Here is a 15,621-nt window from a genome sequence, read left to right on the forward strand (position 1 = left end):
AAAGACGATTGGCAAGAAACGACGAGGCCCCGCCCATCCTAGGATGGGCGGGGCCTCGTTTCATATCCATCTCCATGGCCTGCCGGCCCTGCGACCGGCAGAAGGGAACGGATATCAGCCCAGCAAGTGCTCGACGGCTGCGCGCTCTTCACGCAGTTCCTGCTCGGTGGCCTTCATCCGGTCCTGACTGAATGCATCGACAGCCAGCCCCTGGACGATTTCATACTTGCCGTCCTTGCAGATGACCGGGTAGGAGAACATGATGCCCGGCTCGACGCCGTAGCTACCATCGGACGGGATACCCATGCTGACGATACCGTCGCTACCCAGCGCCCAGTCACGCATGTGGTCGATGGCAGCAGAAGCCGCAGAAGCCGCAGAAGAAGCACCACGAGCCTTGATGATAGCGGCACCGCGCTGCTGAACGGTCGGAATGAAGTCATTCTCGTACCAGTCACGCTCTACCAGATCGAAGGCCGGAGTGCCTGCCACAGTGCAGTGAGCCAGATCCGGATACTGAGTGGCGCTGTGGTTGCCCCACACAATCATCTTCTCGACATCAGTGACATGCTTTCCAGTTTTCTCGGCCAACTGAGACTTGGCACGGTTATGGTCCAGACGCATCATCGCGGTGAACTGGCCTGGATCCAGATCCGGGGCATTGCAGGAAGCGATCAGCGCATTGGTGTTGGCCGGGTTGCCAACGACCAGGACGCGAATGTCGCGGCTGGCGTGATCGTTGATGGCCTTGCCCTGAACGGAGAAGATGGCCGCATTGGCTTCGAGCAGATCCTTGCGCTCCATGCCTGGACCACGCGGACGGGCACCGACCAACAGAGCAAAGTCAGCGTCCTTGAAAGCCACATTGGGGTCATCGGTAGCGACGATATCCTGCACCAGCGGGAAGGCGCAGTCATTGAGTTCCATCACTACACCCTGAAGGGCATCCATCGCCGGAGTGATTTCCAGCAGCTGCAGAATGACCGGCTGATCCGGGCCCAGCATATCGCCGGCAGCGATACGGAAAGCGAGGGAATAGCTGATCTGACCGGCTGCACCGGTGATGGCAATACGTACGGGATCTTTCATCATGGCTCCTTCGGATTGTCGCCGTGAGGGAGGCCCCGGAAGTGACTGAGCATTGTCCAGGCAGTGCCTGCTCGACCGCACTCCACGACGGGGCTACGTTCAGGACGCGAGGAATCTTATGCCTGCAGTGCACAAAACTCAATTCTACATAGGTAATTACCTGGATATTTGGCACTCGGCTGCCTTGCCGACGCAACACCATGTTGCATTGCCCAGGACACCAAACGCCCATGATGAGCATGTGATAGCGCCCCACCGCCAGCTCCCTCGGAACACAGCAGTTCCGACATCAGGAGTGAAGCAATGAGGCTCGATGCATGTTCATGACCGCCGGGCTAGGAGACAGCTGGCGCATGCACCTCATGCAAGCGCTGGATCAACTGATCTTCCAGGCTGAAGCGCTCGCGCAGACCTCGCTCGAGGCGATCGATCCAGGCAGGCAAGCGATGCAGGTTCCTGTCACAGCTTGCTCCATCGACATAGTCCTGATCGAAGGCCAACACCAGTTCGGTGGACATTTCCAGACGCTCGAGCAGACGATCGGCTAGCGCCAGGGCCTCGTCGTCGTCAAACGACCTGGCCTCCTCACGTAGCTGTGGATAGACCTCGAAATGACCGGCACTGATGTAGTCCATCAAGGTCTCACTGAATGTATCGAGACGCTCCTTGGTGATGGTCTCCAGTTCTGCATCACAGGAGCCATCCAACGTCGAGAACACCTCAAGCAGCTGATGACGCTGTTCTAGCCAACGGTCGATGAGTTGGTGAACACCGCCCCAGCGTTCGCGGGCGGACTTGCAATCTTCCAACATGGGGGCCTCCGTTGCGCTACTGATCCATGGGACTTTCGCTCGCATACCGGCCAAGCCCATGCGTCTTGAACGGTATCCTGCGAACCCTGGGGAAGATCAGAGTCCTCCCTGTAGCGCTCCCTGTCAACGGGTATGTAGCAAGTATTTGATTAGCCGTTCCAACGGTAGGCAGTACCACGACCACGGGCACTGAACAGCATGCCGAAAGCACATACCAACAGCGCCAAGAAGCCGATCAAGGTCCAGCCAGGAATCGACAGACCAAGGAAACGCGCACCGACCTCGGCGCACTCTCCTGAGCCGGAAAGCACATTGTTCAACACCTGCTGGAACGGCATCACATCCAGCATATAGTCCAGCCCGGGACCACAGCTTGGCACCTGGTCAGCGGGGAGTGACTGCAGCCACAGATGACGTCCGGCAATTCCTGCTCCTGCCAGTACTGCCAGGCTGGCCAGGCCGCCATAGACGATGGCTCCTGCCCTGCCACGCGGACCGTGCAAAGCGGCTACCAGGAACACCACACCGGCGGCAATCACCGCGACCCGTTGAAAGACACATAATGGGCATGGCTCAAGACCATACACATGCTCCATCACCAGTGCGGCGGCCATCATCGCCACACACAGGACAAAGCCCGCCAGACTCCATTGACGTAAGGTCCAGTCACCCATCAGTAATGCTCTCCATGCTTGGCCGAACCATCGGCTGGTGGTCTATCCATCAGGCTGCTTACAAAGGACAAGGCACGTGATTCTCGTGCACGCTCAAAATAATCGGCAAGGAAGGTCGGGAAATCACATTGATCACTTTCCTCGATCTGTACCTGCTGTTGATGAGAAGCTTCCACCAGTTGTTCGAGTTGCTCTTCCCGAGAACGATCCATGGGAGCAGCCTGCAGACTCTCGGCCTGCTTCCGGGCGATATCCTGCATGACATCGATGAAATCCTCGCCACTTTCCAGTAGCAGCGCCATTACGCGCCCGGAAGGCGTCAGAGCGGGATCTGCCATGCGAGGACTCATTTCGGCCAGGGCATCACCATGCGGGGTGCCGGTTTCCAGACGATCCAGCAATGCGGCCACGCCTGTCATCTCATCAAGAATCGCACTGCCCCATTCCTGCAGGGAGCGACGCTGGTTGCCATCGAACAGTTCCAGTCCTGGCTCACGACCGCGCTCCACCACCAGACGACGATTGTCATCGAGGTGATCACACTCCGTATCGGTGATCCAGGGACTCTCGTGCAGTAGACACCACATCAGGAAAGTATCCACCACCCGCGTTTCGGTGACATCGATACCGACACTGGCAAAGGGGTTGATGTCGAGACAGCGGACTTCGATATATTCCACCCCGCGCGCTTCCAGTGCCTGGCTCGGGGTTTCATCATGGCGAGCGACACGCTTGGGACGTATGTCGCTGTAGTACTCGTTCTCGATCTGCAGGATGTTGGCATTGAGCTGCTGCCACTCATCTCCCTGCCTGACGCCAAGAGCTTCATAGTCAGGCCAGGGCGAAGAAATCGCATGACGCAACGTATTGACGTAGTTGGACAGCGAGTTGAAGCAGATTCGCAGTTGATCCTGGACCTTGTTCTGGTAACCCAGGTCGGACATGCGCAGGCTGGTGGCATAAGGCGACAGCAAAGTGCGCTTGGCATGGCGCTGCAAACCTTCCGGCACCTTTCCATCGGGCAGGAAACTGGTATCCAGGGCCGGCGAGGCGCCAAACAGATACAACAATAACCAGCTATGGCGGCGGAAATTGCGGATCAGATCGAAATAACGTGATGAGCGATATTCGTCCAGCGACAGCTCTTCCTGGCCATCCAGGGTCTTGAGCAGGTTCCAGAGATCGTCCGGCAGGGAAACGTTATAGTGCACCCCGGCAATCGACTGCATGATACGCCCATAGCGCACATCCAGTCCCTTGCGGTAGACATGTTTCATGATGCCGACGTTGGAGTTTCCGTAGTCAGCGATCGGAATGCTGTCGTTACCATTCAGGCGCGATGGCATGCTGGCCGGCCAGACCCACTCGCCCTCCAGGTGGCGATAGGTGTAGCGATGCAGATCAGCCAGAAACTCCAGGGCTTGCTCCGGTCGACTGTATACCGGCGTAATGTACTCGAGCAATGCTTCAGAGTAATCCGTCGTGATATGCGGATGGGTCAACTTGGACCCCAATGCCCAAGGATGCGGAAGAGGGGAAATTGCACCCTGATCATCGACCCTGAGCCCTTCCTTCTCGATACCGCGCCGTAGGCGACCAAAGCGTCGTGCCGCAGCCGGGCCACGCAGGCGTTCGAGGAGCAATGAAAGCGATGTGGACAAGAATGAGCCCCCTGTTTTGGAGAACACGGTCGTGGCTGGCCCCAGGGGCCGGCTTCAATCGGCGTGAATCACAGGCACGTCTGCACCCGAAGTCGTCAGATTATGGCGTCCTCGAGCGAGGATTCAAGGACGCCATCATTAACACGCTAGCTTTTTTGTCGAGCCTTCAGCAATGCAGCCCCAAGTGCGCCCATGGGAGCCGCTTCCTCGCGACGTCCCTGCTGACCGCCCTTGTTGCCGCCGCGCTCTCCTTGGCGTCGCTGCGCTGGGCGCTCACCGCCGCGTTTATTGCTGCCGCCGCCTTCGGCCTGGGACGGATCGTCACTCAGACGCATCGACAGAGCGATACGTGAACGCTCCAGATCGACGCTCATGACCTTGACCTTGACGATATCTCCCGCCTTGACCACAGAGCGAGGATCTTCGACAAAACGGTCGGAAAGCGCAGAAATATGCACCAGACCATCCTGATGAACACCGATATCCACAAAGGCGCCAAAGTGAGTGACATTGGTCACAGTGCCTTCGAGAATCATGCCCGGCTCCAGGTCCTTGAGCGTTTCGACACCCTCCCGGAACTCCGCCGCACGGAACTCAGGGCGCGGATCACGTCCGGGCTTGTCCAGTTCCTTGATGATGTCAGTCACGGTGGGCACACCGAAACGCTCATCGGCAAACTCAGCAGGCTTGAGCTGCTTGAGCGTGGCGCTATCGCCTATCAGTGCTGACAGCTCACGACCGTTCTTCTGAGCGATGCGCTCTACCACCGGATAGGCTTCCGGATGCACGGCACTGGCATCCAGAGGATTGTCTCCATTCATGATGCGCAGGAAACCGGCACATTGCTCGAAGGTCTTGGGCCCTAGGCGCGAAACGTCGAGCAAGTCACGACGGTCACGGAAGGCTCCCTGGGCATTGCGCCGCGAAACGATGTTTTCGGCCAGAGCCGGGTTGAGCCCGGCGACCCGGGACAGCAGTGCCGAGGAAGCCGTATTGAGGTCCACCCCGACGGCGTTGACGCAGTCCTCTATCACGACTTCCAGGCTCCTGGACAACTGCACCTGGGAGACATCGTGCTGATACTGCCCCACACCAATGGACTTGGGTTCGATCTTGACCAACTCGGCCAGAGGATCCTGCAGACGGCGAGCAATGGATACGGCCCCACGAATGGTGACATCCAGATCCGGCAGTTCCTTGGCAGCATATTCCGAAGCCGAGTACACCGAAGCCCCAGCCTCGGAAACCATGACCTTGGACAGACGGCGACCACTCATGGCCTTGAGCAGATCGGCAGCCAGCTTATCGGTCTCACGACTGGCCGTACCGTTCCCCACGGCGATCAGTTCGACATCATACTTGTCGACCAGGCGTGCCAATTCCGCCAGCGAGGCATCCCATTGATTGCGCGGGGCATGGGGGAAGATAGTGGCCTGTTCGAGAAACTGGCCAGTGGCATCGACAACTGCGATCTTGCAGCCGGTACGCAAGCCCGGGTCAATGGCCAGCGTCGCCCGCGGGCCCGCCGGGGCCGACAGCAGCAAATCTTTCAGGTTGGCAGCGAAGACATCGATGGCATCTCCTTCTGCACGCTCGCGCAGACGGCCCATCAGCTCAGTTTCAAGGTGAGTGTAGAGCTTTACCCGCCAGGTCCAGCGCACCACCTCGGCCAGCCAACGGTCGGCAGCACGTCCCTCATCGACAACCCCCGCGTGGCGGGCAATCGCCACCTGCGCGGGATGCACGGGAGCTTCATCCTCCCCAGGGAAGCGCAGACTCAGCGCCAGCACGCCCTCGTTGCGCCCGCGGAACATGGCCAGGGCTCGGTGGGATGGCACCTTGGCGAGGGGCTCATCGTGCTCAAAGTAGTCAGAGAACTTGGCGCCTTCCTGTTCCTTGCCGGCAATCAACTGGCTGACCAGCTCGCCTTCCTGCCACAGACGTTCGCGCAGCGAACCCACCAGTTCCGGGTCTTCAGCAAAACGTTCCATCAGGATCTGCTTGGCCCCGTCCAGAGCCGCCTTGGCATCTTCGATGGCGGGGATATCGCCCTCGGCTTCGCGCAGATACCCCTGGGCTTGCTTTTCGGGATCCAGTGTCGGATCAGCCAGCAGCGCATCGGCCAGAGGCGCAAGCCCCGCTTCACGGGCAATCTGGGCCTTGGTACGACGCTTCTTGCGGTACGGAAGATAAAGGTCTTCCAGGCGTTGCTTGGTGTCGGCGGCGTGAACGCTGGCAGCCAGCTCATCGGTGAGCTTGCCTTGTTCTTCAATCGCGGCCAACACCGATACGCGGCGCTCTTCCAGCTCTCTCAGGTAGCCAAGGCGCTCTTCCAGGGTGCGCAGCTGTGTATCGTCCAGCCCACCGGTGACTTCCTTGCGATAGCGCGCGATAAAAGGAACGGTAGCGCCGCCATCGAGCAGTTCGACAGTCGCCGCTACTTGAGAAACCTTGACCGCCAGTTCGTCGGCCAGGCGAGAAATGATCTTGGCGTGTGCGTCCATGTAATCCTTGGCATGACAACATCTATGGGTCGCGCCAAGGTATCACAAAGCTTCCTCAGGCGGGACCTGCAGTACCCGCATGGCGCGTCGATTCACCGCACGGGCACTCATGCATGTATTCAGGCAGGCACAAACTTCAGCGCCACACCATTGTTACACCAGCGTAACCCCGTAGGATCTGGCCCATCTTCGAACACATGCCCCTGATGGCTACCACAACGAGCACAGTGATATTCCGTACGCGGCCATATCAACTTGTAATCGCTCTCGGTCAGCAAGTGCCCCGTCACATGATCGAAGAAACTCGGCCACCCCGTACCCGAATCATATTTCATGGCACTGGTGAACAGCACCAGATCGCAGGCAGCGCATCGGTACTCTCCATCACGCTTCTCAGCATTGAGTGGACTGGATCCCGATGGCTCCGTACCGGCATCACGCATCACCTCGTACTGCTCCGGAGTCAGGCGCTCGCGCCACTCTTCGTCGCTCAGTTCCAGGCGCTCCAGCCCCTCGGCCGGACTCAGGTCCAGTTTGGGGCGCGCCTGCCCCACTGAAGGAACCACCGATGCCACCCCGGCCAGGCCCAGCACAGCCAAAAAATCACGTCGTTTCATGTTCGACCCCCTCTCTGCAGGTACCAGGTATCAGGTTTTGTCGAGTACCTCGACGAATCCTTGCACTGCGCCAGAAACGCACGACATAAGCAAAGAACACGACATGAGCAAAAAAAGAGGAGCAGGCCTTGTGGCCCACTCCTCTTTCGACCTCACTGGGTTACCAGGGTTCTGCTGGCTTCCCAGTAAGTGCTGGAGATATGGAACGTGGTATCAGGTACGTGCGGGACCAGCGTTGACAATAGCCTCACTGACACCGTCAAACTTCTTGAAGTTGTCCACGAACATGGCTGCCAGGTCATCGCGCTTGCGATCGTAGGCCGCCTTGTCTTCCCAGGTTTCGCGCGGATCGAGCAGCTTGCTGTCGACCCCTGGTACGGCAACCGGTACCGACAGGTTCAGGCCTTCGAGGCGCTTGGTTTCCACTGTACGCAGCACACCTGACTGGATTGCGCTGATGATGGCACGCGTGGTGGGAATGGAGAAACGCTCGCCACCTTCGCCGTAGGCACCACCGGTCCAGCCGGTATTGACCAGGTAGACCTGGGCATCTTTCTCTTCCACACGCTTGATCAGCAGGTCGGCGTAGACGCGAGCCGGACGGGGGAAGAAAGGTGCACCAAAGCAGGTGGAGAAGGTGGCAGAGAGGCCTTCAGCCGCCCCCATTTCGGTGGAACCCACCTTGGCAGTGTAACCGGACAGAAAATGATAGGCCGCAGCTTCCTTGGACAGCACCGAAACGGGCGGCAGCACACCTGACATGTCGCAGGTCAGGAAGACGATGGCATTGGGCTCGCCAGCGCGATTCTCGGGCACACGCTTTTCGATGTGTTCCAGAGGATAGGCAGCACGAGAGTTCTGAGTCAGGCTGTCATCGGCATAGTCAGGGTTGCCGTGCTCATCGAGGACCACATTCTCGAGCACGGTCCCGAACTTGATGGCCTGCCAGATGACCGGCTCATTCTTGGCGGACAGATCGATGCACTTGGCATAGCAACCGCCCTCAATGTTGAACACGGTACCCGGCCCCCAGGCATGCTCGTCATCACCAATCAGGAAACGGGCCGGATCAGCCGACAAGGTGGTCTTGCCAGTCCCGGAAAGGCCGAAGAACAACGTGGTCTCGCCATCTTCCCCGACGTTGGCACTGCAGTGCATCGGCAGCACATCGGAGGCCGGCAGCAGGAAGTTCTGTACCGAGAACATGGCCTTCTTCATTTCGCCGGCATAACGCATTCCAGCGATCAGCACTTTCTTCTGGGCGAAGTTGAGAATGACGCAACCGTCGGAATGGGTGCCGTCACGCTCGGGATCACACTGGAAGCCAGCGGCATTGAGAATGGTCCACTCATCCTTGGCGGAAGGATTGTAGCTTTCAGGACGCACGAACAGATTCTTGCCGAACAGGTTCTGCCAGGCAGTCTCGGTATGCACGCGAACCGGCAGGTAATAGGTCGGATCACTACCTACATGCAGTTGTGCAACATAGTGCTCGCGCCCCAGCAGGTAATCCTCGACACGCGCCCACAGGGCATCGAACTTGTCGCTGGCAAACGGCTGGTTGACGTTGCCCCATTCGATATCAGCACTGGTGGACGGCTCATCGACAATGAAGCGGTCCTTGGGGGAACGGCCGGTACGTGCGCCAGTTTCCACCACCAGGGCACCGTTGGCAGCCAGGCGACCTTCACCGCTGGCCAGGGCACGCTCCACCAGATTGGCAGAACTGAGATTGGTATGGACGACAGAAGTCTGCTGAGTTTGGGTCATTTGCTTTCCTGGGCCAGAAGGCCGCTCTCTCTCGGTTGCCGGGCGTGTTCAACGCTCGAGTCTGCCCAGGTCGCTGTGCGGTTGTGCCGTCTTGTTGAAAGCGACCGGACCGTGAACAGGCGGCGATTATGACAAAAATCCAGCCAACAAGAAATGTCCGTTTTTCAAGACATTAGTGTAGTTTCACTACAAAAACATGGGCTTTTTACGCACATTTCTGTCATTTCACTACAAGTGATTCGACGACTGGTTGATAGCAGACAAGGCCAGGAACCAATCTCAGTGGATCGTAGGACTCCCCCCTTCAGGATCATCCAGCAAGGCTTCAACTTCCGCTGCAGAGAAGTGGTAATGCGTGTGGCAAAAATGACACTGGGTCTCGATGTGGCCCTGTTCAGCGACGATCTGGCGTAATTCTTCTTCCCCCAGGCTCAGCAGCGCCCCGGAGATGCGAGGCCGAGAACAAGTGCATCCAAAGCGCAATGCCTTGGGGTCGAAGACGCGCACGTCCTCTTCGTGGAACAACCGGGTCAGCAGTGTGCCTGCGTCAAGGCTGACCAGTTCTTCCTGACTGAGCGTTGCCGCCAGATGCGTCGCCCGATCCCAGGCATCGTCATCCTGGTTGAGCGATTCATCGGGAAGGCGCTGCAGCAACATCCCTCCTGCACGCAGACCATCGGCAGCCAGCCACAGGCGCGTCGGAAGCTGCTCGGACTGGGTGAAATAGTCTTCCAGACATGCGGCCAGGCTCGATTCATCGATCGCCACGATACCCTGATAGCGCCGCCCTTCCCGCGGGTCCAGCGTAATCACGATCTGGCCATCCCCCACCAGGGTACGGAAATCTGCGCCATCGGCTGGCAGGGCAGCGTCTTCATCCATGCGAGCAATGGCACGCAGCTCACCGCCGGGGTTGGATTCGGCCATCATCAAGGCAACGGAAGCATTACCCCGGACCTCCAGGCTGAGCGTGCCATCGAGCTTGACCGTATCGGTAAGCAAGGCCACCGCCGCCAGAAGCTCTCCCAATTGACGATTGATGGCCGCAGGATACTGGTGGCGATCCAATACCTCGGCATAGGCCTGTTCAAGGAGAGTGACCTCGCCACGCACATTGGTATTCTCAAGAATAAAACGCTGAATCTTGTCGCTCATAAGGGCTCACAAAACAGGGACTCACAAAATAGAGGCTCGCAGAACGTGCTCGCGAAAGATCATTCATCATCGGCAGACACAGGCCGAATGAAACCTAGTCATGCTGTTCTCGCTGGAATCGCTTGATCTCGCGCCGATCACGCCTGTCAGGGCGCTTGAGAGGATGTTGGAAGGTCTCGCGAGCCTGACGCCGGCTCTCGGCTTCCCTCTCCCGGCGCTGGCGGCTTTCATCCGTTTCCTGATACAACGCTTGAGCTTCCGGAGCACCTCGTCGCTTTTCCGTCACGGCCAGCACTTCCACTTCCCAGGTGTCCCAGCCTTGGGGCAAACGGACTTTCATCCCCGGGCTGATCAGCTTGCTGGTCTTGGCCTTGCTGCCATCGACGTCGACCTTGCCGCCATCGATGGCCTTCTTGGCCAGCGCCCGGGTCTTGAAGAAGCGGGCAGCCCACAACCACTTGTCCAGACGAACGCTATCCACGATCACTCTCCTCACGTGCATCCTGTGCCGTTGATGGAAGTATCTCAGCGAACCGCTCCAGTGTGGTGAAGCCTTCCAGCACACGTCCTGGTCGCTGACTATCCGGCTGATGAATACCGAGCAGATGGCGAATGCCATACTCGCGTGCACTGGCCAGCACTCGGGGATTGTCATCAACGAACAGCGTACGCTCAGGATCAAAGGGCTCACGTTCACTCAGCCCCACCCAGAACGCTTGTTCTTCCTTGGGAACCCCGAGATCCTCCGAAGACACGATGGCATCCAGGTATTCGTCGATGCCGGTCAAGGGAAGCTTCAGTGCCAGACTGGCACGATCAGCATTGGTTGCCAGCACTACTCGAGGGTGGGCCGACTTCAGCCATTGCAGGAAGTCCAGCGCATCGCTGCGCACGCTGATCAGATGCTGTACTTCACGCTTGAGCGCCACGACATCCACGTCAAGTTCCTGGCTCCAGTAGCCCAGGCTATACCAGCTCAAGGTGCCCTGCTCGCCAACGATACGCTCGCATAATGCCAGCCGATGCGTATCATCGAGCTTGTGCAATTCCACATATCGGCGTGGCAGATGTTCCAGCCAGAAATGGCTGTCGAAATGTAAATCCAGCAGCGTACCGTCCATATCGAGCAGAACGGTATCTATGGCCCGCCAATCGATCATCTCTCAGCTTAGCCTCAATTCAATCCCACCCTATCTCAGCGAGAGTGGGTGACAGGGAAAAACGTGGTAGTTTAACCGAAATCAGGTTCAGATTGCTGCATATTCGGAGACTCAATGGCCCATCGCAAGCCCCACATCCTGGCCCGACGCAGCGTGGCCAAAAGTCGGTTGTTCCATGTCGAGGAGCTCGACCTGGAATTCTCCAATGGCGAGAAACGTACATTCGAGCGGCTGGGCAGCACCGGTCGCGGCTACGGGGCAGTCATGATCGTAGCCATGCCAGACCCGGAGCATGTACTGCTGATTCGTGAGTATGCCGCCGGATTTGAAGACTACGTCCTGACACTACCCAAGGGGCTGGTCGATGAAGGAGAAGACATCGTCAACGCCGCCAACCGAGAACTGATGGAAGAGTGTGGCATGGGTGCCAGACGCATCGAGCCATTGACCGAACTGTCCTTGTCTCCTAACTACATGAGCCAAAGCATGCAGGTCATGCTGGCCTGGGACCTTTACCCCCAACGTCTGGAAGGCGATGAGCCAGAACCGCTGATCGTCGAAACCCATGCGCTCGACGAGATCTCTGCCCTGCTCACACGGAGCGATTTTCACGAAGCTCGAGCCATCGCTGCCCTATATATCGCCAGGGATAAACTACGCCAGGAAGCCAGCGAGACCAATTTCTGGTGACGCCTTCCCGGGACAAGAACATCATCAGCAACAACGTAAAGATCAGCGCTCCACGTTCTTTCCGAGCCAAGAACGACATGGCCCAGACATCATGAATCAGAAGCCATGACTCAGGAACCATGACTCCGACTCTGCGGGGCGCTGTATCTATCTCCAGGCACCGTATCAGCGACGAGTGCCGTGCAATCGGCGCATGTTGCCATTGCCTTCCTTCAAGCGCACCCAACGTCCCTGGCGATAGCTATCAAGCCCTGCTTCGAGCAGTGTCATGATTTCCACGCCTTCTTCTCCTGTCACCGGTGGCTGCCCACCCTTGAGCAGCAACGCTTCACGTACGGCTGCGTAATAGGCAGGATAATTACCTGGCTCGGAGGGAACGTCGTGGACGACGAGGTGGGGCTCCTCATCACTACCTTCATTGATCGTGGCAACACCCGGCTGAGGATCGATGCCCCAGTCTTCGCTGGGCACCTGCCCTTCCTTGAGCCAGGCTTCCTGCGGATCGAGCCCATAGATCGAATAGCTGCCCTTGGTACCATGCAGCACAAAACGTGGGCTGGGCTCCGCGACCAGTGTACTGGCTTCCAGCGTGACCCTTATGCCTTCGTACTCGAGCATGCACACGAACTCATCATCCACTTCCGCACCATCTCGCGATGTTGACAACTCCAGCAGAATGGCACGAGGCATGCCGAACAGCACTCGGGCCTGATCAAGCAGATGAGGGCCGAGGTCATACCAGATCCCCCCACCTGGCTTGGACTTCTCGCGCCAGCGGTCCGGCACATGGGGACGGAAGCGGTCGAAGCGCGAAGTGAAGGACACCAGGCGGCCAAGACGCTGCTCTTCGATCAGACGACACACCGTGAGAAAATCGCTATCCCAGCGGCGGTTGTGAAACACGCTGAGCATCAGATCCGAACGATCCGCCTGAGCGCGCAGATTACGCGCCTCGGACAATGACACCGTCATCGGCTTATCGATCACGACATGCTTGCCGGCAGTCAACGCTGCCTTGGCCATGGGAAAGTGATGTTCATTGGGAGTGGCAATGACGACAAGGTCGATCATGCGATCGGCAAGCAGGTCATTGAGGTTATCGACAACCTCTACATCCGGCCAGTCAGCCTTCACCTTGGCAGCATCGGAACTGACGATGGACAACAGCTCAAGGCCGGTTGCCGCATGAATCAATGGTGCATGAAACGTCTTGGCGGCCATGCCGTAGCCGACCAGGCCCACGTTCAGGGTCTGTGTCTTCATAATGATTCGTCTTCCTTACAACAACAATAGATCCAGAGGCCATCCAAGGATGACCTCTGAACCATTTCTCATAAGCACTTCTTTCTCATAAGCACTTCTATGAGTACTAGGATGACGAAATCTGCACAATTAATCGAGTCCCTCTTACCTCTTGGACTCAGACCCACAACCCCCTCCAGCCCTTGGTTTGCGCACTATCAGTCGGCAAATACAGACAGTTTTCGTATATCACCAAGCAAGTACTGACCGCCATAAAGGGGGGCATGACCGTGTAGCGATGTTCAGCCAAGCTTTTCAAGATCCCGTACCGCCCCCTTGTCGGCCGAAGTGGCCAGCAGAGCGTAAGCCTTGAGTGCCGCTGTCACCTTGCGTTCACGAGGCGCACTCGGCGTCCAGGCCTGCTCTCCTCGAGCCTGCTGCTTCTGGCGGCGGGCTTCAAGCTCTGCATCGTCAAGCAGCACATTGATGGTGCGGTTGGGGATGTCGATGCGAATCAGATCACCATCCTCGACCAGACCGATAGCTCCACCCGCTGCAGCTTCAGGTGATACATGGCCAATGGACAGGCCAGAGGTTCCGCCGGAGAAACGGCCATCCGTCAACAGGGCACACGCCTTGCCCAGTCCTTTGGACTTCAGATAGGAGGTCGGATACAGCATCTCCTGCATGCCAGGACCACCGCGCGGGCCTTCGTAGCGGATCACCACCACATCGCCTTCCTTGACCTTGTCGCCAAGGATGTGTTCCACCGCCTGATCCTGCGACTCGACTACATGGGCCGGACCTTCGAACACCAGGATGCTGTCATCGACACCGGCAGTCTTCACCACACAACCATTCTCGGCAATGTTGCCTTGCAGTACGGCCAGGCCGCCTTCCTTGGAGAAAGCGTGCTCGTAATCGCGAATGCAACCGGTGGCACGATCGCCGTCCAGGCTCGGCCAGCGCGCGCTTTGGGAGAAAGCCACCTGAGTCGGCACGCCGCCAGGACCTGCCTTGAAGAAATTGACCACATCAGCGCTGGGATTACGCATGATGTCCCAAGCGTCCAGCGCCTCCTTGAGGGAATCGGCATGTACGGTGGGTACACTGGTATCCAGTACGCCGGCCCGGTCGAGCTCACCGAGAATGGCCATGATACCGCCTGCGCGGTGAACATCTTCGATATGGTATTTCTGGGTGTTCGGCGCCACCTTGCACAACTGTGGCACTTCACGGCTGAGGCGATCGATGTCGGGCATGGTGAAGTCCACGCCAGCTTCCTGAGCCGCCGCCAGCAAGTGCAGGATGGTGTTGGTGGAGCCACCCATGGCAATGTCCAGCGTCATGGCATTCTTGAACGCCGCCTTGGAGGCAATGGCACGAGGCAGAAGGTGCGCTTCATCGCCTTCGTAGTAACGCTTGGCCAGCTCGACGATCTGTGCACCGGCACGCTCGAACAGGGCCTTGCGATCGCCATGGGTGGCCAGCACCGTGCCATTGCCGGGCAATGACAGGCCGAGGGCTTCGGTCAGGCAGTTCATGGAGTTGGCTGTGAACATCCCTGAGCAGCTGCCACAGGTCGGACAGGCACTGCGCTCAACCTCATTGAGGGTGGCTTCATCCACTGAGTCGTCAGCCGCCATGACCATGGCATCGACCAGGTCCAGGCCATGATCGAGCAGCTTGGTCTTGCCCGCCTCCATGGGGCCACCGGAGACAAAGACCACCGGAATATTGAGACGCATGGCAGCCATCAGCATGCCTGGTGTGATCTTGTCACAGTTGGAAATGCATACCATGGCATCGGCACAGTGAGCATTGACCATGTACTCGACACTGTCGGCAATCAGGTCACGACTCGGCAGGGAATACAGCATGCCGTCATGCCCCATGGCAATACCATCATCTACCGCGATGGTATTGAATTCCTTGGCCACCCCACCGGCTTTCTCAATTTCACGAGCTACCAGCTGGCCCAGGTCCTTGAGGTGCACATGGCCAGGCACAAACTGGGTGAAAGAGTTGGCCACCGCGATAATCGGCTTGTGGAAGTCGTCATCCTTCATGCCGGTGGCGCGCCACAGAGCGCGGGCACCAGCCATGTTGCGGCCAGCGGTTGTAGTACGGGAACGATACTCGGGCATGGGATCCTCATCATTTTTTATCCCGGCAATACCTGGAGCCAAGCGCTACGGTGCACGTCATTCCTGCCTGGCCTAGTCGCAGCCAGCGGGTAACGTGAAG

The 15,621-nt window shown here is 58.2% G+C and carries 13 protein-coding genes; 1 reads left to right on the top strand and 12 read right to left on the bottom strand.

Going from position 1 to position 15,621, the window contains the following annotated elements:
* Positions 1-114: 114 nt before the first annotated feature.
* The 10 genes from Q1K07_RS00630 to yrfG all read right to left on the bottom strand — a co-directional run bounded on the left by Q1K07_RS00630 (position 115) and on the right by yrfG (position 11,442).
* Complete coding sequence (locus Q1K07_RS00630; RefSeq protein WP_300306221.1) at positions 115-1,089, bottom strand: malate dehydrogenase; 975 nt, start codon at positions 1,087-1,089, stop codon at positions 115-117.
* Positions 1,090-1,424: 335 nt separating this feature from the next.
* Positions 1,425-1,901, bottom strand: coding sequence for a sigma D regulator (rsd, locus tag Q1K07_RS00635; RefSeq protein WP_149283864.1), 477 nt, complete (start codon positions 1,899-1,901; stop codon positions 1,425-1,427).
* A 149-nt stretch (positions 1,902-2,050) separates the two neighbouring features.
* Entirely contained in the window at positions 2,051-2,575 is a 525-nt protein-coding gene (locus Q1K07_RS00640) for a disulfide bond formation protein B (RefSeq protein ID WP_300306227.1), read from the bottom strand.
* Positions 2,575-4,236, bottom strand: a complete 1,662-nt coding sequence (gene gshA / locus Q1K07_RS00645; protein WP_300306230.1) for a glutamate--cysteine ligase — start codon at positions 4,234-4,236, stop codon at positions 2,575-2,577. Before gshA ends, Q1K07_RS00640 begins: the two co-directional genes overlap by 1 nt.
* A gap of 146 nt (positions 4,237-4,382) precedes the next feature.
* A complete protein-coding gene (locus tag Q1K07_RS00650; protein ID WP_300306233.1) occupies positions 4,383-6,740 on the bottom strand; it encodes a Tex family protein in 2,358 nt (785 codons plus the stop codon).
* Between the two features lie 119 nt (positions 6,741-6,859).
* Positions 6,860-7,357, bottom strand: a complete 498-nt coding sequence (gene msrB, locus Q1K07_RS00655) for a peptide-methionine (R)-S-oxide reductase MsrB (protein ID WP_300306236.1) — start codon at positions 7,355-7,357, stop codon at positions 6,860-6,862.
* A gap of 213 nt (positions 7,358-7,570) precedes the next feature.
* Positions 7,571-9,127, bottom strand: a complete 1,557-nt coding sequence (locus tag Q1K07_RS00660; protein WP_300306239.1) for a phosphoenolpyruvate carboxykinase — start codon at positions 9,125-9,127, stop codon at positions 7,571-7,573.
* A 279-nt stretch (positions 9,128-9,406) separates the two neighbouring features.
* Positions 9,407-10,282 carry an Hsp33 family molecular chaperone HslO gene (gene hslO / locus Q1K07_RS00665; RefSeq protein WP_300306241.1) on the bottom strand — a complete coding sequence of 292 codons (876 nt, stop codon included), beginning with the start codon at positions 10,280-10,282 and terminating at the stop codon, positions 9,407-9,409.
* 94 nt (positions 10,283-10,376) lie between these two features.
* Positions 10,377-10,766: a S4 domain-containing protein gene (locus Q1K07_RS00670; protein ID WP_300306831.1), complete on the bottom strand. Its 390-nt coding sequence runs from the start codon at positions 10,764-10,766 to the stop codon at positions 10,377-10,379.
* Positions 10,756-11,442 carry a GMP/IMP nucleotidase gene (yrfG, locus tag Q1K07_RS00675; RefSeq protein ID WP_300306244.1) on the bottom strand — a complete coding sequence of 229 codons (687 nt, stop codon included), beginning with the start codon at positions 11,440-11,442 and terminating at the stop codon, positions 10,756-10,758. The genes Q1K07_RS00670 and yrfG overlap by 11 nt, the downstream gene beginning before the upstream one ends.
* A gap of 114 nt (positions 11,443-11,556) precedes the next feature.
* On the opposite strand from yrfG, the gene nudE reads away from it, so the two are divergent.
* Positions 11,557-12,132 carry an ADP compounds hydrolase NudE gene (nudE, locus tag Q1K07_RS00680; protein WP_300306247.1) on the top strand — a complete coding sequence of 192 codons (576 nt, stop codon included), beginning with the start codon at positions 11,557-11,559 and terminating at the stop codon, positions 12,130-12,132.
* A 165-nt stretch (positions 12,133-12,297) separates the two neighbouring features.
* On the opposite strand, the gene Q1K07_RS00685 is transcribed toward nudE, so the two are convergent.
* Both Q1K07_RS00685 and ilvD read right to left on the bottom strand, forming a co-directional pair.
* Positions 12,298-13,395: an oxidoreductase gene (locus tag Q1K07_RS00685; RefSeq protein ID WP_300306250.1), complete on the bottom strand. Its 1,098-nt coding sequence runs from the start codon at positions 13,393-13,395 to the stop codon at positions 12,298-12,300.
* A 281-nt stretch (positions 13,396-13,676) separates the two neighbouring features.
* Entirely contained in the window at positions 13,677-15,521 is a 1,845-nt protein-coding gene (ilvD, locus tag Q1K07_RS00690; protein WP_300306253.1) for a dihydroxy-acid dehydratase, read from the bottom strand.
* Positions 15,522-15,621 lie beyond the last annotated feature (100 nt).

Origin of the sequence: Halomonas sp., assembly GCF_029263665.1 — a bacterium.
GTDB lineage: Bacteria > Pseudomonadota > Gammaproteobacteria > Pseudomonadales > Halomonadaceae > Halomonas.